We start from the raw sequence: 22,729 nt of genomic DNA, 5'->3' as shown, positions 1-22,729 counted from the left end.
GATCAATTCAGGGCTTATTTTGCCCTTATAAGCGAAGTTATTTTTTATACATTCTGCAGTTCTGCAATTTCTATCTTTCTCATCTGCATCAGCGCTTCCTGCGATTTCTGCGGATTAGAAGACTTAAACAGCATCTGGCCTATGTTTTTCGGCACTACCTGCCAGCTGACGCCGAAAGGATCTTTACACCAACCACACATGCTTTCTTCCCCGCTTTTTGTAAACGCATCCCAGTAATAGTCTATCGTCTGCTGGTCGTCGCATTCCAACACCAGTGAAACTCCTTCTGTAAAGGTGAACTGCTGAGGCACGCCGCTATCCATTGCCATGAGCAAATGACCATTGATAGTAAATTGTGTATGCTGGATCTGCCCGGTCATTTCCCCATCTGAATAGCGCATGATACCGTCATTCTTATATTCAGGGAAAGTCTTTCTGTAGAAATCGAGTGCCTGTTCACACTGCCCTTGCTGGGCCTGGCAGAACATCAGCGTAGGTACGAGTTTGTTATACGTCCAGTCATCAGGTCCATAATACAGCTGCCAGCTAACACCATACTTGTCTACCGCCCAGCCATAACTGGCGCTCCATGGGTAACTATCCAATTGCATTAATATGTTGCCCTCTTCGGTCAGCTTTTCCCATATCTGTGCAATAGCGACCTTGTCGTTAGAGATCCACATGAAGGAAATAGCCGGATTCGGCTTGTATATAGGTCCTCCGTTCAGGCCCATCAGTTCAGTGCCATCCAGCAGGGCTTTGACAACGATCGGATTCTGATCTGTAATTTTTGAATTGGGGAAAACCGAAACATAAAAATCAAATGCCTCTGTGGCCTTCCCGTCAAACCATATACAAGGAAAGATATTGGTGTTGGATGAAGATTTCATGATGCATCATTTTCTATCGAATTTAACCAATTGCTCAATGACAACGAAATTTCTTCATTCTTTGGCAATATCCTTATCTCTTCCTTCTACCAGGAACAGGTGCAGGTTCTCGAGTAATTGATCAGCCGTGCTTGAGTTCGTAAAAATGGCATAGCCCATTTTCAGATCATCATACACTTCGAACCGGCATTTAAAATCCCCGTTATTACCGCCATGGCCAAACGTTTTACCAAAAGGTGTTTCCCTTATCTGAAGGCTCATACCCATATATGTAGGCACTTTGGGTTTATTTTTCAATCCGGTGAAATCATAATCTGACTGCTTTGACATCATGACATCATAGGTTTCCGGTTTAAGTCCTTTCCGTTCTAAGAGGTACAACATAAACCTCGTGAAGATCTGCGCTTCGGTATGCATGGAATACGCCATGCCCGGCTTTTCCGGCAGGTTGTTGTTATTAGGTCTCCCCTCAAAGTGACCATATGCCACCATCCGCTGCAAAGAATCATTTTTTGAGAAAAAAGTATGGTATAATCCAACGGGTTGGATCACCTCTTCCTGTAATACCTGCTCTACCTTTTTACCTGTGACCTTTTCCACCACCATTTTGAGGTATTCAAAACCTTCTCCAGAATAGCCGAAAGCCGTTCCGGGCGTGAACTTGATGACGAGTTTACCCTCACGCCAGTTCGGAAAACCGGTACGATGTGTCAGTACGTGCCTTGCTGTGATCAACTTGTAGCGATCGTCATATTCTATGTCTTTATAAGGAAGGTACTCATACAAGGGCTTGTCGAGGTTAATAACACCACGTTCTGCCAGTTTTTCAACGGCCAGCGCAAACACAGGTTTGGTAATAGAAGCGGCTTCAAACAATGTGCTGTCGCTCACCTTTTGACCGGTTATCGTGTTGGTGACACCATATGTTTTATGATAAACTACTTTTCCATCCCTGATCAAAGCGAGTGAAACGCCGGGTATTCTATAATACTCGCGATAGGCTTCAATAAAGCTGTCCACCTTACCAGGGTTATCAGCAGTAAAATCAAACAGTATACCTTTATCAGGGATCAGATCAGGCACAGGCGCCAGTGGAAGAACAATATCGGGCGCGACTATTTTCTGTCCGGGTTTCGCTACAACTGTTGGGGGTGTTTTATAGGTGACATCATATAGTTTGTCATCAGATTCAAAATAACGATCGGGAAATGAGAGCTCATATTTCCCTGCAGGAATAACCACTGAATATTTACCGAGGCTATCTATTGCTGCAGTTATCCATAGTTTCGGGTGCTCCAGTGACCTGAGACGCACCTGGCCGGGCAACTTCACATCGGTGTGTTTATCCCAGTTCACTTTACCTGAAACGGTAGACAATTTCCCGTCCTTCGGTAAAAAGACGATATCACCCAGGCTGTTTGGATTCATATATTTAGAACCTCCGCTTCCCCAGTCTGACCAGGAAAAACTTCCATCCTGGTCTTTGTCGAATACATTAAAATCAAAGCCCAAAGACTTATCAAGCGCCAACTCATTTCCCAGGTGGATCCGCCACTCGTAAAAGCGCATATCCCCCTTCCTGGTCATAGCCACCTCCATAATATTCCAGGAGGCGGTGCTGGCAAAGGGATCATAGAAAGCGTTGTTCGTATTACGTAGTTTCTTGCTGTACATAAATGAGGCCACGCCGGAACCGGAGATCAGGTGAAGGGCATCAAGGCTTATCTGCAGGCCATCCTGGGTGTTCCACGCTACATTTTCGGAGGTATCTTCCAGGAACTCGTCGTCCCTTATCGTAAATGCCAGGTATAATGATTGGTCTTCCAGGCGGTAGCCCAGCTGGAAGAAACCGGAGAAATCAGCCTCGTCTTTGGGCTTTGTATCTGAGAGATGCATTGCGATCATGTACTTCGTTGCATCTTTCGGCCAGTCTGAAAGATCGCCGTCAATAGTGACCTTACCCAGGGGATAAGCAAAGGCTACACTCCCGTTGTGGGCCATGGAGTGCAGGCAGAAATGCATGCATAATACAGCGACGCATACTGTTTTAAGAGATGGAATTAACATGTTCAACAATTTAAAGGTAAAGTACTTGGTTCCGTTGAACGAAATAGTGTTGCTATCTAAGGACTCCTTAACTATAAAAAGGTTGCATGCGTCATAAAATCTCCCCGGGGCGCGGAAACTTATCATGCTACTCCGCCGTAGCTGGAATCCGGTCAGGCCATCCCCGGAGGGATATGCCTGAGATTTGCGGCAGGGCAGGTTAAACATATCTTATACAAGGTCTTTCCTCATTTCCATCAGAGAAATTGAAGATAGGGCTGCTGAGGATTTATTGGAAAAAGGCATCAGGGTACCGGTAGGTACAAACCCTTTGCGCCGGTACCAGGCAATCAGTTCTTCCCGCTTGTCGATTACTGTGATGGTAATGGAGTTACACTGCTGTTCCCTGGCAAAGGTTTCACCATATTGTATCAGCCGGCTGCCGATGCCTCCGGTCTGTACACCTGGCAAGACTGACAGCATGCCAAGGTATAATGTAGGTGCTCTTTTTTCCAGTAGTACGCAGCCTAATATGACAGACCGCATGTCGCAACATTTAAACATCGTTACTCCTGGCCGGCTGATAAGCTCAAGTAAACCATTTTCAGTGGTCCTCTCCCCTTCTACCAGGTGACCTTCGGAGGTCCAGCTTTTACTGCCTGCTTCGCCTTTATAAGCGCTGTTGATAAGCTTTGTTACGGCGGGAATATCGGCTGCCGTAACGGGTGATATTGTAAAAACTTCCTGAGTTGGCTGCATACTTTAAAATACTATTTCCGTGGATATTATGCAAATCACCTACACGATAACTTTATGATTGAGAGCATCGAAATACCTCTCCGGTAATATCGGACATATCTGACTACGCCATGCGGGGAATAAGCTCAATACCGGCGCATTAAATAGAGCCATAAGGCCACTAAGGATCGCAGATAGCGCAGCCGGTTCTGTAAAGTGTTAAATTTGCTGACATCGGCTTTATGGACGTAAATATTTAATTTCCCTTCGTTTTAGATATATTCCATTAACCACAGATCAAAACCTCTTATTTTAACATGCAAAAAGTTATTAACCCTATTGTATATGCCTGGTGCCTGCTGTTTGCGATACCCTTTATATACAGCTGCTCTTCAAACCGTAACAGTACGAAAGACGTAGTCCACATTCCTTATCCATTGCCGATACCTGATTCCATGCCTGCAGTTTTCTTACCCGGACTCGTTTCAAAAGACGGTTTGGATTTTAATGCAGCCTTCTCTCCGGACGGGAAAACATTTTATTTCTCCCGGTCACGAAACCGCAAATATGTAATTTACGAATGCAGCTATAGTGGAGGTAAATGGCAGGAGCCAATAATCTGCAAGCTGTTTGACACGCTTTACTCCAACACAGATCCGTTCTTTGCTGCAGACGGCGCCCTCTATTATATTTCGAACAGACCTGTAGTCCCCACTGATACTACCGACGACTACAATATATACTGCATGTCAGGACAGGAAAACTCTTATGCGCCTCCGAGATACCTGCCAGCTGTAAACAGTGACAGTACGGAATACTACGTATCTGTTGCACGGTCGGGTAACATCTACTTTGCCTCCTACAGGGAAGGTAACCTCGACCTGTTCATGAGTAACAAGTCTGACACTGGATACGAAAAACCGGTTAATCTGGGTGCTGTTGTCAACTCAGCTGATGACGAACATGATCCTCTTATTGCCCCTGACGAATCGTTTCTCGTATTTACCTCCGGCAGGCCCGGAGGGTTGGGAGAAGCAGATCTATATATCACTCATAAAATAAACGGTCAATGGCAACAGCCCGTGAATATGGGTAGTAATATCAATACTAAAACCTATGATTACTGCCCTAATCTGTCTCCAGATGGCAAATACTTTTTCTATAGCAGTGAATTTGAGATTAAGTGGGTTAACAGTGGCATTTTAAAAAAGTAAAGCTGTAATTTATTTTCTTATCTTTCCCGCTCTCAAAAAACAACGTTATGATATCTGTCAGAGCTGCTGTCGCCTTTATACTTGCTCTCTACCTCTTTGCAAAGACCGAATTGGCTTTCGCGGTAAACTATCAACATGTAACCGATACCGGTATAATAGCTGATGGCGCCACGCCGCAACTGATTGCCAGGACTTTCGCGTTTACGGAAGGCCCGGCGGCAGACAAACAGGGCAATATCTATTTTACAGACCAACCTAACAATAAGATCTGGAAATACAGTACCGATGGTCGTCTCTCTGTTTTCATGGACAGTGCTGGCAGATCAAACGGGTTATACATCGATAAAAAAGGCAATCTCTATTCGTGTGCTGATGAAAAGAACCAGCTTTGGATGATCGATGCTCACAGGAAGATAACGGTACTGATCAATGATCTTAACGGTAAAAAACTGAATGGACCTAATGACCTTTGGGTATCGCCACGTGGAGATATTTATTTCACAGATCCGTACTATCAACGTAGCTGGTGGGAAAGGACAAAGCCTGAAATAGAAAGAGAAAAAGTTTATGTGTGGTTGCGCGGCAGCAGAAAAGTAGTGCCCGTTGTCGACACCCTGCAGCGTCCCAATGGTATTGCCGGTACGGCGGATGGCAGGTACCTGTATGTATCAGACCTTCAGGGCGGCAAAACTTATCGCTATACGATCAATAAAGATGGGGCTTTAAGTGAGGCAAAACTCTTTGCAAATATGGGCTCCGACGGTATGACAACTGACAACCAGGGCAACGTGTATTTAACCGGCAGAGGCGTTACGGTATTCAACAGCCGGGGAGTACAGATAGCGCATATTGCGATCCCTGAAGGTTGGACAGCCAATGTTGCTTTCGGGGGCAAAAAAAAGAACAAATTATTTATAACTGCCTCCGAGGCAATTTATACCCTCGATATGAAGGTGAAAGGTGTTGAGTAAAGCTATTTTCTTATTATCTTCATCCCCGATTAATAACTTATGCCGTGAACTTCACCACACTATCATTAAGGGACGCAATAGACCAGGAATTGGTAACCCCACTCGCTACAGATTTCGACATGCTGCTGGAAGATAATGCTGACTCCCTCACCGTTAGGATATATGAAGGAGACACTATCCTGAACGAATATGTGGATCTGAACGACCTCTATACTGAAGAAAAGACCGCAGGTATTATTGTAAACGGCAACCTAACCGTTAACGCCCCCATTATCGACTTTGAGATCGACACCTATTCTGCCTTCCTGATCGTACATGGATCTCTCACCTGTAAAACCCTGGCAGCAGGATGTACTGAGATCATTGTAGACGGGGATGTAACGGTAGCAGATGCGATGCTCGCTTACTACAACCATGGAAATGTGGGGATTCAGGGTGACCTGCATGCCAGGCTACTGATTATCGATGAGCATGGCGCCACCATTAAAGGAAAGATCAACGCTGCCACCTTTTGCCGTGGATGGCACATCAAAGCGGCTGATTATACTAACTGGCGGCATATTTTATTGCCTGACGTGGCTGATGAGTTACTTGATAAGGATGACTACCTCTTTGCCGGCGATGTCCGCCTGTTACATCTGCTGAAGGATGGAAAGCCTGTATTCAGCGATAACCTAGGTAACATATCCGCTGCCAATAATCCCGAAGCAAAAGTTGTTTCGTGGGAGGAGATAAAACCGCTGATACAGCATCTGAAGTGCAAATACGAAGATTACCCTTTTGCTATTGCGGAAAAACGTGATCCGGGATTACCGGATGACAAATTCCTGCTCTATAACGGCACTACCGCACTGGATGAGCTGGACCTGGATATTGACTATATGGGCATAGTAGTCGTAGGAGACCTTCATGTAAAAGGTAGTATCATCAACGAAAATACTGATGGTGCCTGTTCATTGATAGTGCTCGGCAATCTGAAGGCGAAAAATGTATGTGTCGGCGGACAAATCATTTACATCACCGGGTACATTGCTGTTGAAGAGGTGCTGATAGGCATATATAACCACGGAGAACTTTATAGTACATCCTACGTCTGGTGCCCTCTGGTAATATCAGACGATTATCACTTTGACTTTTCAGACCATGCTGCAGTGAAAGTACTGGAACTGTATGACGAAGATGACAACGACATTATAAAGGAAAAGTTGATAGAGGACTTTTTCGATGAAGAAGACGGCTTCCTGCCATATAGCACAATCCGCGAGGGCCTTCCCCTGCTCAAACAGCAGGTGCGATATGCAGCGATCACCAGGGATGCCATTCAGGCGATCATCAATGGTCCGCTCCTGGGGCCGGACAATTTTAAAGTTGCGTTCAGTGAGGACGACTGGCATATCACATTGAACAGGGCGGGCGGAGACATAGATGCTAATGGTGACGATAGCCCTGCATCGGTGATTGCTATCAACCTTAATAAAGGCAAATACTATTGCTGGTATCTGTCCAATGATGATACCATCGTCACGATGATAAAAGAGGGGGAAGACTGGATACCGGCACCCGCTGCAGCTGCTGCTGATATACTGGAACACTTTTCTCATATCAGTACGATCATAAAACGTAAGGTACGCTGGAATAATAAATATGTTCAGAACATCGACCAGGAGCAATTGTGGAAACTGGTCTGGATGTTCCGGAATGACCAGGAGGAAATAATATTTCAGGCTGCCGCGACTACGATCTGCAGAAGAGTGCTCTATGCCGCAGCCTATCCCTTTGCGTATATCTTTGCCAGGTACCAGGAAGACAGCGAGCACCGCGGTCTGGCCAACTATCCTTCGTGGGCGCCAGCAGCTGCATTATTGGACGGACTGATACAATGGGGCTTTGCAGAGGAGATCACCAGAAAAAAGCCCCTGGCGGAAAAAGCAGAAGAACTGGATACTGTTACCAATTATAACTGGGGCATCACCTATGAGATCCCTGAGCAGTATAAGACCCGACCCATTGACCGGGATTTCATGACTGAACTGAATGCGGATCTTGCATCACGTGAAGGAGCAATACTGCGTCTCGACGCGGGAATCGGTTCGTTCATCATTGCAGGCATGCATGTTAATGACCTTGCTATCTTTAATGAGCTGATGCATCCAATGGGTATCTATCCGAAATACTTCACCGTTGTGGATGAGGAAGAGGAAAACGCTTTGAAGGAGATCGCTGACGCACTGCTCGACATTGCCGGAGATGGAGATCCGCTGAATCTGCAACCTTATCGCGAGTATCAGGAAACCTTCTGGAACTATGTGTATAATGAGCGTGGAGATATCGCGTTCTGGCAGGACTGGATTGAAAGGCTGCAAAGCAGGTTAACAATGCAGGCTGGCGCATCCTATATGCTTCTTGGGGACGACAGCATAACTCCTATGCATCCTGAACTGATCCACTGGATCAACTGGTGCGACAAGTATGAGACAATCAAAAAAGGAAGTCATATCATTATGCCGGGAGATGAATAATGAGATCATTATTATCCTGTGAAAAAGAACGGTAACTGCTGATGTAGTCACCGTTCTTTTTTTTTTGACATTATAACTGTTTCTTCATTGAATATTTCAGTGCTACATTACCGGAAACCGTGCTGGTCACTGCATACCATTTCTTATCGTCGCAAAGCATCAGCTCATAGATTACCCCGGCCTTATTGGTCACTTCTGTAACACCCTCAATATGCATGTCGCGGTACTTTTTCTTTACACCTCTCAGTACTGTTAAAGGCAGCTCGTTTTCACCACAGTACCGTAGCGAATAGATCAGTGTACCTTGTCTGTCATACCAGATCCTGTACTGACTTTCATTCTGAACAAAACATACAACATCGTATTCTCCATCTTCCGTCCATCTGATGTATTCCGCCTCGGGGAAGGAGCGATGGAAAAGGCGTAACACTGCTTCATCCGGAGCAGCAAACAATGGTAACTGTGAACAGAGCACCAATACTGCTAACAGGACAATCCTTTTCAGATTAAACATTGGATGAAAAACAGCTACACGTAAAAGAGTATTTCGTTTCATGGTTTCAGATTTTAATAAAGACAATTTTGTTGTTGATGATGTAAAGGTAGAATGGCGTCCAACTTTAAAATTGTATAAAACGGAATAGGGATCTTTTCCCTGGAAATGCTTCTTTATTAAACTCATGTAAACACAGGAACCTTATTCCCCGACCGCTACTGCCCCTTTAAAGATCTCTGCCAGCTTTTCCTCTAAGGCCTTACCCCGCAGATCGCGTGCAATGATCTTGCCGCCAGGGTCCAGGAGGAAGTTAGCGGGGATTGCACGGATGTTATATATTTTTGCCGCTGTGTTATTCCATCCTTTCAAATCGCTTACCTGCGTCCAGTCTAACTGGTCTTTTTCAATAGCCTTGAGCCAGGCCTCCCGTTGACTGGGGCCATCCAGTGAAACGCCCAATACAGTAAATCCCTTGTCTTTATACTGCTTATAGGCTGCCACTACATTAGGATTTTCTTCACGGCACGGCCCGCACCAGCTTGCCCAAAAATCGAGCAACACATATTGCGATCTGAAATCAGAGAGTTTAACTTTCTTTCCATCGGGAGCGGTTTGCTGAAAATCTGGCGCCATCTTTCCGATCTGGGTATTCCTTACAGCGGCCAGCCGGACAAGTATGTCTTTAGCCAGTGGTGTCTTTTTCAACGCCGGGGAAAGCCGGTTGAAAGTTGCTTCAATATCCCCATTAAGATCCGCTTCGGCGGTTGCATATGATAAGTTGACCAGGCTAAAATATGCATCCAGGTGTTTCTTTGCGAAGTCAAGACGGATCTGGTAGGATTCTTTTAGGAGCAGCTTCTCCCTTGCTTCAAAACTGGCATACACCTGTTTATCCTTTTGTTGTGCTTCGGGTAATGCGCTAAATTCTTTATTTAAGGCGGTAAAACCGTCGTCATTCGGTTTTAATAAGGCCAGGACTTCCTTATTCAGGTCGTTGGTAACAGAACCTTTGATCTCAAGATGTTTCAGAGAGTCAGGCGCCGCGACTGTAAACGCAGCGGGCTCCAGGTAAAACCGGAAGAAATCCATGGTTTCTCCCTTGGCCAGTTTGTAGACATAAGGGTTCTTATGAAGAAATATAGACGAGTAAACAGGGTATTCTAATTTACCTGTAAAGACAAAGCGCCCGTCCTGGACAATAGCTGAGTCAGTTATCTGTTTGTCGTCCAATTGGTATACCAGGAAGATCTTGTCGCCGGTCTTCAATGCATCCACCTTCCCTTCTACTTTAAAGGAATTCTGCGCCATCAGCATTGATGGGATGAATAATAGTACTGCCAGCGACTGCTTTAGTATAATGGCAATGCCGGAACGTACTGATGGAGCTATGTCCTGAATGTCGGGTAATCTGTCTTTCATATTCTATTTACGTATAGGTGGGTTATGGGAAGATACAATAATATACAAGTTAGCCTCATTTCCTGATATTCCTCCTGAAATAATGATACCTGTATATTGCGGCTGATATACGGTCAATATATCTGCAACAGCGTCAAAAAGGTATGTAATAAATGGCCGCAGGTATTATCTTAGTGAACTACTTTTTTACCATTAAATAAATATACATGCGTTTATCAGGTCTCCTGGTCCTACTGGCCATGTTCTTTTACAGCCATAAGCTATTTTCCCAGCAGCGGCCCAATATCATTTTTGTACTAACGGATGACCTGGGATATGCTGATCTTTCCTGTTATGGCAACCCTGTTATTAAAACACCTTTTTTAGACCGGATGGCGGGGATGGGTGTAAGGGCCACCAATTATGTTGTTACCAGTCCTACCTGCTCCCCTTCAAGAGCTTCCTTACTTACTGGCAGGTATTGCACGCGGCCCAATATTCCGTTGCCACTGGCGCCTGGTTCACCATTAGGATTACCGGCAAAGGAAATAACAATTGCAGAAATGCTCAAGGCATCAGGCTACAGAACTGCCATGGTTGGTAAATGGCACCTCGGCGACCATCCCGCCAACCTGCCCATGAACCAGGGCTTTGACTCCTATTTCGGATTGCTATACAGCCACGATTATCATCCACCCTATGTTAAGAGCGATACTATCATGAAACTGTATCGTAACTATACACCAGCAGTGTTAAGACCGCACGATAGCACTTTAACAGGAGTATATACCAGGGAGGCCGTACAATTTATAAAGGAGCAAAAGAAAGACCAGCCGTTCTTTTTGTACCTGTCGCACAATATGCCCCACCTGCCGGTATATTATGCAGCCCGCAGAAAGAACAGCAGCATGGAAAACGGAGGAGAGCTGGGAGCGGTGATTGCTGAACTGGACGCAGGGCTGGCAGCTATCTGGAAAACGCTGGAGCAACAAGGCATGGCAGACAATACCATTTTTATGTTTTCCAGCGATAATGGGCCATGGAATGATTATCCGGGTCGCATGGCGGACGACAGTGTCACCAGGTCTTATCACACCGGCTATACAGGTGTATTCAGAGGAAGTAAAGCCACTACTTATGAAGGTGGTGTACGGGTGCCTTTTATTGTTTACTGGAAGAACCACACGCTCAAAGGAGCTACGAGCGGGGCGGCTATGACCTGCCTGGATGTGCTGCCTACACTCGCAGAATGGGTACACTGCCCATTACCTGCCAATACGGTGTTGGACGGTCAATCCATTGCTGCCGTCCTTACCCGGAATAATGCGCCGGATGCGCACAGGGAAATTTATTATGTACACAATAACATTCCGGAGGTGGTACGCCAGGGCCCCTGGAAACTGAGAAGGACTAAATTGTCCGGACAGCCTGTTATTGAATTATTCAATCTTAATTATGATCCCGCCGAAAGAGTAAATCTTTCCGGTGAACATCCGGAAATAGTAGCAAAACTCACCACACTTTTAGACCAATATCCCGTAAATTAGCAAGAGAAGAAGCCTTCTCAATATTTTCCCTGTATGCTGACATACGGGGAAAATATCGGCATATACCGCACCCGGTCCACGTTTTATCCCACCCTACCTACCCATTTACAGAGCGGCTCTTTCGCAATACACCGAAGGAGACACGAAGTAACAGAATAGATTTTAACTATTAAATTATAAAATCAATTGATTTTGATTATTTCTCCAATATCATACTTTTACCGTCCTATACATAATAACCAGGTGTAAAAACTGTTCATTTAACTTCATAAACTCATAAAAATGGAAAACGTACAGGATATCAGTAAATGCCCCTTTCATAACGGCACTATGAAGCAGAATGTTGGCGGTGGTGGCACCAGGAACCGCGACTGGTGGCCCAACCAGTTAAAGCTCAATATACTGCGTCAGCACTCCTCTCTATCAAACCCAATGGATGAGGATTTCAACTATGCCGAAGCTTTTAAAAGTCTCGACCTGGAAGCCGTAAAGAAAGACCTGCATGCGCTGATGACAGACTCACAGGATTGGTGGCCGGCAGACTTCGGGCATTATGGTCCTTTATTTATCCGTATGGCATGGCATAGCGCGGGTACCTACCGCGTATTTGACGGTCGTGGCGGCGGTGGCGAAGGACAGCAACGTTTTGCACCGCTTAACAGCTGGCCTGATAACGTGAGCCTTGATAAAGCCCGCAGGTTACTCTGGCCTATCAAGCAGAAATATGGCCGTAAGATATCCTGGGCTGATCTGCTGATCCTTACCGGTAATGTAGCGCTGGAGTCAATGGGCTTTAAAACCTTTGGATTTGCCGGTGGACGTCCGGATGTATGGGAACCAAGTGAAGATGTTTACTGGGGTGCTGAAAACACCTGGCTGGGTGGCGACATACGTTATGCTCACGGCTCGCCTGGTGTGGTAGAAGGTCATGGTGTACTGGTATCTGACGACGATGCAGACGGTCATATCCACTCACGCAACCTGGAAAAACCACTGGCTGCCGTACAAATGGGTTTGATCTACGTAAATCCGGAAGGTCCTGACGGTAATCCTGATCCTATTGCTGCCGCTAAAGATATCCGCGATACTTTTGGCCGCATGGCGATGAACGATGAAGAAACAGTGGCCCTGATAGCAGGTGGACACAGCTTCGGTAAAACCCATGGTGCAGCCCCTGCCACTCACGTGGGAAAAGAGCCTGAAGCTTCTGATATCGAACTACAGGGTCTTGGCTGGAGCAACAGTTATGGTTCCGGTAAAGGCGCTGATACTATTACCAGTGGGCTTGAAGTTACATGGACGAAAACTCCTACCCAATGGAGTAACAACTTCTTCGAAAACCTCTTTGGTTTTGAATGGGAATTAACGAAAAGTCCCGCCGGTGCTCACCAGTGGGTTGCTAAAAATGCAGACAACATCATTCCGGATGCACATAATGGCGCGAACAAGCTGCCAACTATGCTTACCACTGACCTGTCTTTAAGGTTCGATCCGGCTTATGAAAAAATATCCAGGCGCTTCCTGGAAAATCCGGATGAATTTGCAGATGCATTTGCCCGGGCATGGTTTAAGCTGACTCACCGTGATATGGGACCTCGTGCACGTTACCTGGGCCCAGACGTGCCACAGGAAGAACTGATCTGGCAAGATCCTATTCCTGCTGTAAATCACGTATTGATAGATGAAAAAGATGTTGCAGCCCTGAAGGCAAAAGTACTGGGTTCCGGCTTAAGTGTATCTGAACTGGTTTCGACTGCATGGGCTTCTGCTTCCACCTTCCGTGGTACAGACAAACGTGGTGGTGCAAATGGCGCACGCATTCGCCTGGCTCCGCAAAGATATTGGGCAGTAAATAATCCAACACAGCTGCAAAAGGTATTGGGTGTGCTCGAGGGAATTCAAAAAGAATTCAATGGTGCACAGACTGCCGGTAAAAAAGTTTCACTGGCAGACCTGATCGTGCTGGCGGGTTGCGCTGGTGTTGAAAAAGCTGCGAAAGACGCAGGACAGACTATCACCGTTCCTTTTACACCCGGCCGTATGGATGCTTCCCAGGAACAGACGGATGTAGAATCTGTAGGCTACCTGGAACCAATTGCCGATGGATTCCGTAACTACCGCAAAGCTAAATTTCCGGTATCTACTGAAGAGCTGCTGATAGACAAGGCGCATCTGCTTAGACTTAGCGCCCCTGAGTTAACAGTATTGGTAGGCGGTATGCGTGTACTGAATACTAACTTTGATGGTTCCAAACATGGTGTGTTCACCGCACGTCCGGGCCAGCTCACGAACGATTTCTTTATCAACCTGCTTGATATGAGCACCGCATGGAAAGCCACATCTGCTGATAAAGAGCTCTACGAAGGCAGTGATCGTTCTACCGGTAAGATCAAATGGACAGGCACCCGTGCAGATCTCGTATTTGGCTCTAACTCTGAACTCAGAGCAGTTGCAGAAGTATACGGAAGTGCAGATGCTCAGGAAAAATTTGTGAAGGACTTTGTAGCTGCATGGAATAAAGTGATGAACCTGGACAGGTTTGACTTAGCTTAATTGTAAGATTCAGTGTATATAAAACTAAAGCCGCCTGTCATGGCGGCTTTAGTTTTATATACTTTCAGACTTACACTTTTAGTGAGCCACGAAATCCCCTGGCAGCATAATAAGAGATGGCGCCGTTATGATACAGGAAAACAGTGTCGTAGCGACGATCACAAAAGACTGCACCGCCGAGCTTCCTGATGTTAGCAGGTGTCAGTACCCAGCTGGACGTTTTCAAATCGAATTTCCCCAATTCCTGTAGTCCGCGATATTCTTCTTCCGTTAGAATTTCTATGCCCATGGTGGCTGCCATATCAATAGCACTACCATCCGGTTTAGCTTCTTTCCTCTCCTCCAGCGCTTCGTCGTCGTAACATAGGCTTCTGCGGCCTTTAGGACTTTCAGCGGAACAATCGTAAAAGATGTATTCACCCGTCTTTTTATCATAGCCAACAACATCCGGCTCTCCACCTGTTGTTTCCATTTCATTAAGTGACCACAATTTTTCCGCATTGGCTTCCAGTCTTGTCTGTACATCCGCCCAGTCAAGACCTTTATGACGGTTCATGTTTTTCTCGAAACGGGTCTTCAGTAAGCTAAGTAACTCTTTGCGTTGTTCTGATGACAAGCCTTTCTTTGAAATAGTTTTCTTTGACATGATTGTAATTATTACTGCCACTTTGGGGCTTTACCTAAATATGTAAGGATCTTTTCAATACGCTGTTCATTTATTGATTCACCGGAACAAGTCTTCTTTCCACCGGTCTGAAATACCACGATATAACCGTCAGCGCTAACAACAACAGGGATGGAAATATTTCATTCACGGCATTACCGGCTAAAATATGTGAAGATATTGCTCCAGTCATCGCAAAGAAAAAGCCTGCATAAGCCCATTCCTTTAGTAGAGGGAATCTGGGAATAAGTACAGCAACAACGCCCAGCAATTTCCAGATACCCAGTATTGTCGGAAAATAGACAGGATAACCCAGGTGTGCAAGAAAATCTCCTTCCTGATTTACTTTGAATAATTGTACGATCCCTGTCGATAACATTCCTAATGCAAGCCAGGCAGTAGCAATCCAATAAATGATCTTATTTCTTTTTGTCATCAGTGTTATTTTAATTTGCTTAGAATATTTTCCAATCGGTCATGCGCCATATTTATGCCATAGGCGAACGGCATTTTCAGCTGTCTGTCCCTGTCTTCTACTGATCTGTACACTACATGCATATTGAGTTTGCTGGTATCGTCAGTGAGCTTTATAAATTCCAGGAACTCCAGCTGTACACCTAAGGAAGCATTCACCATTTCAAATGTCCGTGTAATTCTCTCATTGGGGCTGAACTCATGAAATACCCCGTTGGCCTGAAACGCTACATTGCCCTGAGGATCTTTTGTTTCATACTGCCAGCTGCCATGCTTTTTGCCTTCGAATTTCAACACTGTAGTGCCCATCCATTGTTCAATAATTTCAGGTTCTGCATGTGCTTTGAAAAGCAACTCCAATGGCAGATCAAATTCTCTTGTTATCATCAGATCATGCCTTCCTTCCTCGGCATTCACTTTGGTTTTTCTCTCCATATTATTTCATTTATCAGATTTATATTTTTTCATAACAGCTTCCAGCTTGTTAAACCTGTCATCCCACATCTGGCGGAATGGTTCGATAAAGTCTGCCACTTCTTTCATTTTTTTTGCGTTAACATGATAGTAAATCTCCCTGCCGTTTTGCTCTTGCTCAAGCAATTCGCACTCGGTAAGTATCTGCAAGTGTTTTGAAACTGTCGGTCTTGCTGTGTCAAAGTTTGCTGCTATTGCGCCTGCTGTCATTGACTGTGAAACAAGTAACAGGAGTATGGCCCTTCTGGTCGGGTCTGCTATCGCCTGGAATACATCTCTTCTCAGATTCATTATGTAGCTATTTGACTACAAATATAAGCGTAGCTATTTAGCTACACAAATTTTTTTTAAGGAAATCTTACCAAAAAGGCAAATGAGGTTGATTCCAAGGATATCTGCAACGGTCACATCCTTTCTCAACGATAGTAGATCAGATAGCAAGTCAGGGTAAATGGATAATGGCTGGAATGGCCGCTGGCAATTATTGTAACTGTATGGCCGAAGCAGAGGCAAGCGAAGAGCTTACTCTGGCAACAGTCTGTTTTACACAGGATAAAGTGTAAATTACGCCATTTTTTGACCTGATCCCTTACCATATGGAGGCACCATCACCTAAGACAACTATAAACATTTTTAACCAGTCCAAACGGTACTGGTGACACTCCTGCACTCCTGAATTATGCAAGCTTACCAAAAATATGTTATAGATTTGGTCCGGATGCTTATAACTTCGACATTAACTGTAACGTATCAGGGAATGCTGCAGAAGGCGAACCTTAAGACCTACACATAAATTCCCTGAACTTACCTGTTTGATTCTTTAGTTTGAGCAGATCTTTATGTTGACTGATAACAACGCTAAAAGATGGACTTTGCAAATTACGAACAATATTTCCACGCTATTCTGAACGAAGAGATCACCGTTTCGCCGTATGATAAACCAGCGTATATGAATTATACTAAGCTGAACTGGACCCGCCAACAGCGCTGGTTAAAAACCGGTGAGCTGAATGCAGATCTTATAAACCAGGTGATGGAGATAAAGCATCCACAAGACTGGATCATCATCACAGAACCATGGTGCGGCGATGCTGCGCATATTTTGCCCTTCATTCATAAGCTCAGTCAGATGAATCAGCTTATTACGCTGGATATCCAGCTGCGTGACAGTGAACCGTATCTTATCAACAGTTATCTCACCGGCGCGAACAAATCCAAATCTATTCCAAAGCTGATAATTCGCAATAGTGCGGGTCAGGATCTGATGGTATGGGGGCCCAGACCTCAGGAAAATCAGGAACTCTTCGAACAAATGAAAGGAGATGAGAGAGATATGGAAGAAATAAAATTGCGGCTACAAAAATGGTATAATGACGATAAAGGCAGAAGCCTTCAGCATGAGTTGCTGGAAGCCTTAACTTCAATACCTGCACATTTGCTTTGAGAAACCAACGTTATCCAGTTCCTTACAGCGTCCCTGCCATGTTAGCTAATAAAAGTTCACAACCTGTAAATATCCCTGCTTCAATTGCCAGGTCTAATCCAAATTCTTCAGGTATATCCATGCCTGCGGTTCATCCCTATCAAAAAGTAGCAGCTGATAATGTGAATAAGGAGAAATCTCCGGACCAGATACAGGATGTACAAAGGGCTACGGCAGCTGAACCATTTCAGTTAAAACCAAATAAAACCGGCCGGCCGGAGAACCTGAAATCAGGCATTGGAAACTTTTCAGCACAAGGCGGTCATCCCGTACAACGGGTCATTAAATCAAAAGACCTGGCGGGCTTTCTACAGGAACAGATCGCGCTTCAGCATAATGAACTACGGGGCCAGGACACCAAAGGCAAAGCAATATCCAGCCCGCCACCAGAAAGCACAAGCGACGGAAAGCCAAAAGAATCTGAAGTGCTGGTGGAGGATTCCAGCGCGGATGTAAAGGATAAAGGCAAGGAACCTGAGGAGGCCCCATCAAAGTATACCACGCTGGGGTTCGAGCATGAATTCGCGCAAATGACGGATGGACCGCTGCAGGGTGTTTCGCACCTGGAACTGGCCACATCAGACATGCATATGCCGGTCACAGACCTGCCTTTTGTACTGGAAACCGATGCGGGAAACGAGGTTGAACTGGTGAGCCCACCGTTTTTATTTGAAACGCATCCCGATATTCCCATCCCCGACCCGGAGGAAGTGGCATTCGTTGACCATATGCTGGAAATGGCCTTACGCAGCCATACCCGCGCAGACAATTCAACCACCCTGGCAACTTTCATGCAGACATTCGGGGCCGCCTATGGCTTTACATTCAACTGGAAAGTGAACAAAAATGATCAGGTGGAACTGGCACCTAAAAACATGACCTATAACACCCATGCTTCCATCCACAAGGGAATTTTAAAAAAGGGAGTATATGCCTTCGATAAGGCGACTTTGGGCAACATTCACATCGGTCCCGGCGTGAAGGGGCTGACCGGCGGCATGGCGTCTGAAGGGCTTGACGACGCAGACAAAAGAGAACTGGAAAAGACTGGAAGCAATTCCACCGGTGTTGTTATCAGCCAGGCAAATCTGGCCACCGACGCACGGGTGATTGAAATGATACGGCAATTGGGAACAGGTCGCAGTGACCAGGTAGAAAGCTACCTGACGGGCCTCAGCGATTATTTCAGACAAAAATTGCTGTTTGCGACTTTCGGGGTTAAACGCGAGGGAATGGATAAAATACTCGCAGACCTTGAGATCCTGACCGGGCAGGTGGAAAACATGTATCGCAATGCTGACTCCAGACGTAAGCGCGACAGACTAAAGAATTTCACCACCCAGATGAAAAAATACATGGTCTCACTCGGAGAGGCTGATTTAAGTCAGGGCGAAACAGTGGCCGTAGCCGAAAAACTGGCCAGACAGCTTGCCGACGCAGCCTACGATCTGGGTGAGACGTACAAGGGAGCTACCCTGACGATAACCACTCCCGGAAACCCGGATAAAGGCGTAGAAGAAAGCGAGGAGGAAGTAAAGCTGGAAGTGTTCGCTCAACAATTGATACACCGGTTAAAAACACTGCCGGAACTGGGTGCCGGATCCCCTGGCCTGCGCATGTTTTTAGGTATGCTGGGCCGCACCCTGGCAGGACAATTGGCTGTACCTGCCCAAAAGAAACTGAAGGAGGCGCAGGAAAAACGTTTCAAGTCCAGCATTTTTAAAAGCAAAATGGACAAAAGCGAGATAGGCGTAGAAGCTGCGCTCACCAGCCGTGTGAAGGATTTGGACCAGGCATGGGTGAAAGACAACATCATTAACATAGGTACCGGCATATTAGGGCCGGAAGACTGGCAAGAGGTGGTAAAACTGTTGGATAAGGGAAACGATTTCAGACGAAACCTGGAAACCGAAATGCCGCGCCCCGATCCAAAGGAAGATAAGGGTGGTGAAACGTTCAAAAAACTGACCCAATACCGGGGCAAACTGAGAAGCCAGGTAGTGGATACAATGGACACCATCCTCAAATACATAACAGCCAAAAAACTCACAACAGAGCATCCCGACAACAGTCCCATAGCTCCCAAAAAGACACTCGATTTTATGGCACACGATGCCGCGTTTATAGATCCGCGGCAAGACACCTTCCTGGACAGCAGACGGATACAGCTGCCTAAACATTGGCCCAACCACCGTTTACACGTGTTGGAGATACGCTGGAAATCGACCGAACAGTTGAGGAGACTGAGGACATTCTATGAATCCGGCTTTGCGCCGCAGGGCGCAGAACGCTACGTTCATCAGCCCCGGGGCATAGGAAACGAACTCTGGCAGGCATTCCTTCATGAAATAAATCAGGTGCCACGCGAAGCGGTTGACGACAGACCATATGCTTACGGCAACATGTTCGCAAACGTGGCCGGGGAAAACAATAAAACGACCACCTCCCCTTCGACCAGCAGTTCCAAAAAAGAAGAGAGCCGCAGCTTTGCGCTGAATGAGTTTGACCTGATTGAAAATGATGGGCGCGGCGACTGTCTCTTCCATGCGCTGGCCGGCCGTAATCTCGATCCGCAGGAAATACTTCTTGAACGTGCACAGATAGCCGAGGTGAGAACGGGTATGGGCGGTAACATCAACAGGAATGCGCATGCTATGGTAACCGCCCTGTACCAGACCGGGGTGGTAAATGACGAGGACCTGCGGTTCCTGGTGGAAGGCCGGCACGCCATCCCCCACAATGTGCTGGCAGCCATGCAACGCATTCCCGGCATCTATGCCGGCGACGAAGAAATACAGCAATGGTGTATGCACGGGGAAGGCAATCGTACAGTATTTGTAATCGACACCAATGGTACCTTAACCCGCTTCGATAACAACGGTCCGCAGGCAGTGCCCTACACCGCGATAAATCGTCTTGCGGTTTTGACAAATGGCATGAATACCTCTACTGTGACACTTTTTAAAACATCCAATCACTGGCGTCAGGTGAGAACGATAAGAGGCGTACTTCCTCCTGTAGACAATAGCAGCAATAAGTCGGAAGAGTAGTAATCGCCTATCGTTTTACCGGCTTCGCGACAATCAGTGAAACCGCTCGCGGTTTCACGACATACAGTGACAGATTATTGAACATCGAATTAAGTAATAACCCTGTAAAGACTAAAGGGGTTCTATGCTAACCTCACCTAAACGGCTTCCTGTAGCTGGTTTCAGAGACCAACCTACTTTGCTATGCCCGCACGTGCAATGCAACTTTCCTCCCAGGCATACCATTTGAGAAATTCCCTCTGAACAATTCTCAAATGGTTCCAATGTCAGTTACACCTAAACTGGCATCCTAACCAGATGTATCATCCAGCTCTTTAAGAGCAGTAAATTTTAAAACTCAGAATTATGAAAAAGTTTGCATTAAGTCTTACGGCATTACTCACCGCATTCGCATTCAGTACAAAAGCCCAACATCAGGAACATGCCGATGGAGAAGTAACTGTATATCCTCCTAAAGTTCTCTTCACAAAACAGCTCCCTGCCAGTCTCCAAAAAGATGAAGCGCAGGTTGTATTAGTAAGATTTGCACCAGGCGAAGTTTCTTATGCCCACAGACACCCAATGGCAACAGTTGGATATGTACTGGAAGGAGAAATAGAGTCTACGTTTGAAGGAGTGAAGCATGTATTTAAACAGGGAGAAGTTTTCTGGGAAGAACCAGGCGGACTCCACAATCAAACCAGGAATCTCAGCAAAACCAAGGAGGCTAAATTGGTCGTTTTCTTCGTAGGATCTGCAGGAAGCCCTGTGCTCATTCCGGAAAAGGCTAAAAAATAAAGATTGTTGCCCCTCCGTCTATTCAGTGTGAACATAGACACATTACATGCCCTGCTCACCCAGGGAAAATTTTTTCCCTGTCCGCAGCTTCGGTCACTTGTTTTATCTTTGGGCAAATTTTTCTCATGTACGAAAGGAAAATACCCGAGTTGCTTGATTGTGGGCTGGCAGTGGCCCTGAAAGTCATTGGCGGCAAATGGAAAGCCTGGATAATGGACTGCATCAGACGCGGCGTTTCGCGACCCAGCGCCATTCATCGAGAGATGAATGAAGTAGCTCCGCGGATCATCAACATGCATCTGAAAGAACTGGAGGAGTATGGCATTCTTTACAAAGAGGTGTTTGCAGAAAGCCCTGCCCGGGTGGAATACAGATTTACCGACGTTGGTGAAAGCCTGTTGCCGGTGCTTGAAACACTGGAGGCATGGGGCAATACGAACAAGGAGTATATTCACCGTAATATTGAAATTTATCAACCTGGTTCTTGCCGGTTCCTTCCGCAATAGTAACTATGCGGAAGGGCCGGCAAAAACTAATCATATCTGTTTCCGCAGCACTTTAATAATAGCAGCGTGTTCTTCAGCCCCATAACCAGCATCTACCGTACGCTGAAAGATGTTGGCGGCAAACTTTGGCAGTTCTGTACTGATACCCGCTTCTTCTGAATGCTGCACCAGCAAATGAAGATCGTCAGTTGTTGTTTTGACCGTACTTTCGGGATTGGCGAAACGGTTATGTTGTATTACTTCACCCATGTGACGCGATTCTGTGGCCAATATGGGCGATATATTGGCTATCAGGTTACCGAATGTATCCACAGGTACACCTTCATTCTCACATATTAATGCACCATGGCAGAAGCCGATCCAGTTGCCGGCAAGGTAAGCCATTACCGCTGAGAAAAATACTGCGGATGCACCGGGCTCTTCACCCAGGTGACTAAATGTACCTGCCAGTGATTGCAAGGTTGTTGCATGCTGTTGAAATGCATCTTGCGGGCCGGATATAGTAATAGTGGCCTCGTCTCCACCGATCTGCCTTGGCCATGCCAGTATATCACCGTTTAATGCCACCGCACCTTGTTGTTGCGCCCATGTGTGCAGTTCGCGCGCTTCTTTGGGAGTACCGGTGCTCAACTGTACGAGTGTACGGCCATTCAATGCGGCAGTTGCATCCGTTGTACCGAATATCTTTCTGGTGACTTTATAGTCAGATACACACACCACTACCAGGGGACTGGCTGTTATTGCTTCCACAATACCGGTGGCCAATACCGCCCCCTGGGTTACAAGCGCGGCAGCCTTTGACGCATCGCGGTTCCATATAGTTACCTTATATCCTTTCATGATAAATGCCCGGGCGATAGCAGCGCCCATGGAGCCGAGCCCGATCATAGTTACCCGCTCCTGCTTACTGTTTGTTATTCCTGTCATTT

At 46.1% G+C, this 22,729-nt stretch carries 19 protein-coding genes; 9 read left to right on the top strand and 10 right to left on the bottom strand.

Translation table 11 applies throughout. The features are described 5' to 3' along the window. Positions 1-44: 44 nt before the first annotated feature. From L3C95_RS21495 to L3C95_RS21485, 3 genes are all read right to left on the bottom strand, one after another. A complete protein-coding gene (locus L3C95_RS21495) occupies positions 45-890 on the bottom strand; it encodes a VOC family protein (RefSeq protein ID WP_236390700.1) in 846 nt (281 codons plus the stop codon). Positions 891-944: 54 nt separating this feature from the next. Next, positions 945-2,957 (bottom strand): serine hydrolase, encoded by a 2,013-nt coding sequence (locus L3C95_RS21490; protein ID WP_236390698.1) that lies wholly within the window; start codon positions 2,955-2,957, stop codon positions 945-947. 210 nt (positions 2,958-3,167) lie between these two features. Beyond that, positions 3,168-3,695, bottom strand: a complete 528-nt coding sequence (locus L3C95_RS21485) for a GNAT family N-acetyltransferase (RefSeq protein ID WP_236390696.1) — start codon at positions 3,693-3,695, stop codon at positions 3,168-3,170. A gap of 296 nt (positions 3,696-3,991) precedes the next feature. Between L3C95_RS21485 and L3C95_RS21480 the strand changes: the two genes are divergently transcribed. Genes L3C95_RS21480 through L3C95_RS21470 form a run of 3 tightly spaced genes read left to right on the top strand, consistent with a single transcriptional unit; the run spans position 3,992 to position 8,378 of the window. Next, the gene (locus tag L3C95_RS21480) at positions 3,992-4,888 is read left to right on the top strand and encodes a hypothetical protein (protein WP_236390695.1); all 897 of its coding nucleotides are present in this window, start codon (positions 3,992-3,994) and stop codon (positions 4,886-4,888) included. Between the two features lie 47 nt (positions 4,889-4,935). Next, complete coding sequence (locus L3C95_RS21475) at positions 4,936-5,859, top strand: SMP-30/gluconolactonase/LRE family protein (protein ID WP_236390694.1); 924 nt, start codon at positions 4,936-4,938, stop codon at positions 5,857-5,859. Positions 5,860-5,903: 44 nt separating this feature from the next. Next, entirely contained in the window at positions 5,904-8,378 is a 2,475-nt protein-coding gene (locus tag L3C95_RS21470; RefSeq protein WP_236390693.1) for a hypothetical protein, read from the top strand. A gap of 70 nt (positions 8,379-8,448) precedes the next feature. On the opposite strand, the gene L3C95_RS21465 is transcribed toward L3C95_RS21470, so the two are convergent. Together L3C95_RS21465 and L3C95_RS21460 are read right to left on the bottom strand one after the other, a co-directional pair. After that, entirely contained in the window at positions 8,449-8,934 is a 486-nt protein-coding gene (locus L3C95_RS21465; RefSeq protein WP_236390692.1) for a hypothetical protein, read from the bottom strand. 141 nt (positions 8,935-9,075) lie between these two features. Beyond that, a complete protein-coding gene (locus tag L3C95_RS21460; protein ID WP_236390691.1) occupies positions 9,076-10,293 on the bottom strand; it encodes a TlpA disulfide reductase family protein in 1,218 nt (405 codons plus the stop codon). Between the two features lie 206 nt (positions 10,294-10,499). Here L3C95_RS21460 and L3C95_RS21455 point away from each other — a divergent pair, with 206 nt between their 5' ends. Then, positions 10,500-11,819: a sulfatase-like hydrolase/transferase gene (locus L3C95_RS21455; RefSeq protein ID WP_236390690.1), complete on the top strand. Its 1,320-nt coding sequence runs from the start codon at positions 10,500-10,502 to the stop codon at positions 11,817-11,819. A gap of 282 nt (positions 11,820-12,101) precedes the next feature. Next, positions 12,102-14,372: a catalase/peroxidase HPI gene (katG, locus tag L3C95_RS21450; protein WP_262915902.1), complete on the top strand. Its 2,271-nt coding sequence runs from the start codon at positions 12,102-12,104 to the stop codon at positions 14,370-14,372. Positions 14,373-14,442: 70 nt separating this feature from the next. Here the strand turns inward: katG and L3C95_RS21445 are convergent, their stop codons facing one another. The 4 genes from L3C95_RS21445 to L3C95_RS21430 all read right to left on the bottom strand — a co-directional run bounded on the left by L3C95_RS21445 (position 14,443) and on the right by L3C95_RS21430 (position 16,275). Further along, entirely contained in the window at positions 14,443-15,018 is a 576-nt protein-coding gene (locus L3C95_RS21445; RefSeq protein ID WP_236390689.1) for a DUF4256 domain-containing protein, read from the bottom strand. Between the two features lie 70 nt (positions 15,019-15,088). Next, positions 15,089-15,472 carry a DoxX family protein gene (locus L3C95_RS21440; protein ID WP_236390688.1) on the bottom strand — a complete coding sequence of 128 codons (384 nt, stop codon included), beginning with the start codon at positions 15,470-15,472 and terminating at the stop codon, positions 15,089-15,091. 5 nt (positions 15,473-15,477) lie between these two features. Beyond that, positions 15,478-15,945: an SRPBCC domain-containing protein gene (locus L3C95_RS21435; RefSeq protein ID WP_236390687.1), complete on the bottom strand. Its 468-nt coding sequence runs from the start codon at positions 15,943-15,945 to the stop codon at positions 15,478-15,480. 6 nt (positions 15,946-15,951) lie between these two features. Further along, the gene (locus tag L3C95_RS21430) at positions 15,952-16,275 is read right to left on the bottom strand and encodes an ArsR/SmtB family transcription factor (RefSeq protein WP_236390686.1); all 324 of its coding nucleotides are present in this window, start codon (positions 16,273-16,275) and stop codon (positions 15,952-15,954) included. A 574-nt stretch (positions 16,276-16,849) separates the two neighbouring features. On the opposite strand from L3C95_RS21430, the gene L3C95_RS21425 reads away from it, so the two are divergent. The 4 genes from L3C95_RS21425 (at position 16,850) to L3C95_RS21410 (ending at position 21,800) form a co-directional block, all read left to right on the top strand. Continuing rightward, entirely contained in the window at positions 16,850-17,428 is a 579-nt protein-coding gene (locus L3C95_RS21425; RefSeq protein ID WP_236390685.1) for a thioredoxin family protein, read from the top strand. A 38-nt stretch (positions 17,429-17,466) separates the two neighbouring features. Continuing rightward, positions 17,467-20,517 (top strand): hypothetical protein, encoded by a 3,051-nt coding sequence (locus L3C95_RS21420; RefSeq protein WP_236390684.1) that lies wholly within the window; start codon positions 17,467-17,469, stop codon positions 20,515-20,517. Positions 20,518-20,862: 345 nt separating this feature from the next. Next, positions 20,863-21,294, top strand: a complete 432-nt coding sequence (locus tag L3C95_RS21415; RefSeq protein WP_236390683.1) for a cupin domain-containing protein — start codon at positions 20,863-20,865, stop codon at positions 21,292-21,294. A 125-nt stretch (positions 21,295-21,419) separates the two neighbouring features. Further along, complete coding sequence (locus L3C95_RS21410) at positions 21,420-21,800, top strand: winged helix-turn-helix transcriptional regulator (protein ID WP_236390682.1); 381 nt, start codon at positions 21,420-21,422, stop codon at positions 21,798-21,800. 30 nt (positions 21,801-21,830) lie between these two features. Here L3C95_RS21410 and L3C95_RS21405 read toward each other — a convergent pair whose 3' ends face one another. Next, positions 21,831-22,727, bottom strand: coding sequence for an NAD(P)-dependent oxidoreductase (locus L3C95_RS21405; protein WP_236390681.1), 897 nt, complete (start codon positions 22,725-22,727; stop codon positions 21,831-21,833). Positions 22,728-22,729 lie beyond the last annotated feature (2 nt).

This window comes from Chitinophaga filiformis (assembly GCF_021646545.1).
Lineage (GTDB): Bacteria > Bacteroidota > Bacteroidia > Chitinophagales > Chitinophagaceae > Chitinophaga > Chitinophaga filiformis_A.
This window is presented reverse-complemented; position numbering and strand designations above follow the sequence as displayed.

Excerpts from the sequence above, each read along its gene's own strand:
- L3C95_RS21460 (WP_236390691.1), bottom strand. The coding sequence starts at position 10,293 with ATGAAAGACAGATTACCCGACATTCAGGACATAGCTCCATCAGTACGT.
- L3C95_RS21475 (WP_236390694.1), top strand. The coding sequence starts at position 4,936 with ATGATATCTGTCAGAGCTGCTGTCGCCTTTATACTTGCTCTCTACCTC.
- L3C95_RS21420 (WP_236390684.1), top strand. The coding sequence starts at position 17,467 with ATGTTAGCTAATAAAAGTTCACAACCTGTAAATATCCCTGCTTCAATT.
- L3C95_RS21435 (WP_236390687.1), bottom strand. The coding sequence starts at position 15,945 with ATGGAGAGAAAAACCAAAGTGAATGCCGAGGAAGGAAGGCATGATCTG.
- L3C95_RS21465 (WP_236390692.1), bottom strand. The coding sequence starts at position 8,934 with ATGAAACGAAATACTCTTTTACGTGTAGCTGTTTTTCATCCAATGTTT.
- L3C95_RS21455 (WP_236390690.1), top strand. The coding sequence starts at position 10,500 with ATGCGTTTATCAGGTCTCCTGGTCCTACTGGCCATGTTCTTTTACAGC.
- L3C95_RS21485 (WP_236390696.1), bottom strand. The coding sequence starts at position 3,695 with ATGCAGCCAACTCAGGAAGTTTTTACAATATCACCCGTTACGGCAGCC.
- L3C95_RS21415 (WP_236390683.1), top strand. The coding sequence starts at position 20,863 with ATGAAAAAGTTTGCATTAAGTCTTACGGCATTACTCACCGCATTCGCA.
- L3C95_RS21480 (WP_236390695.1), top strand. The coding sequence starts at position 3,992 with ATGCAAAAAGTTATTAACCCTATTGTATATGCCTGGTGCCTGCTGTTT.
- L3C95_RS21410 (WP_236390682.1), top strand. The coding sequence starts at position 21,420 with ATGTACGAAAGGAAAATACCCGAGTTGCTTGATTGTGGGCTGGCAGTG.
- L3C95_RS21440 (WP_236390688.1), bottom strand. The coding sequence starts at position 15,472 with ATGACAAAAAGAAATAAGATCATTTATTGGATTGCTACTGCCTGGCTT.
- L3C95_RS21425 (WP_236390685.1), top strand. The coding sequence starts at position 16,850 with ATGGACTTTGCAAATTACGAACAATATTTCCACGCTATTCTGAACGAA.
- L3C95_RS21490 (WP_236390698.1), bottom strand. The coding sequence starts at position 2,957 with ATGTTAATTCCATCTCTTAAAACAGTATGCGTCGCTGTATTATGCATG.
- L3C95_RS21495 (WP_236390700.1), bottom strand. The coding sequence starts at position 890 with ATGAAATCTTCATCCAACACCAATATCTTTCCTTGTATATGGTTTGAC.
- L3C95_RS21405 (WP_236390681.1), bottom strand. The coding sequence starts at position 22,727 with ATGACAGGAATAACAAACAGTAAGCAGGAGCGGGTAACTATGATCGGG.
- L3C95_RS21445 (WP_236390689.1), bottom strand. The coding sequence starts at position 15,018 with ATGTCAAAGAAAACTATTTCAAAGAAAGGCTTGTCATCAGAACAACGC.
- L3C95_RS21430 (WP_236390686.1), bottom strand. The coding sequence starts at position 16,275 with ATGAATCTGAGAAGAGATGTATTCCAGGCGATAGCAGACCCGACCAGA.
- katG (WP_262915902.1), top strand. The coding sequence starts at position 12,102 with ATGGAAAACGTACAGGATATCAGTAAATGCCCCTTTCATAACGGCACT.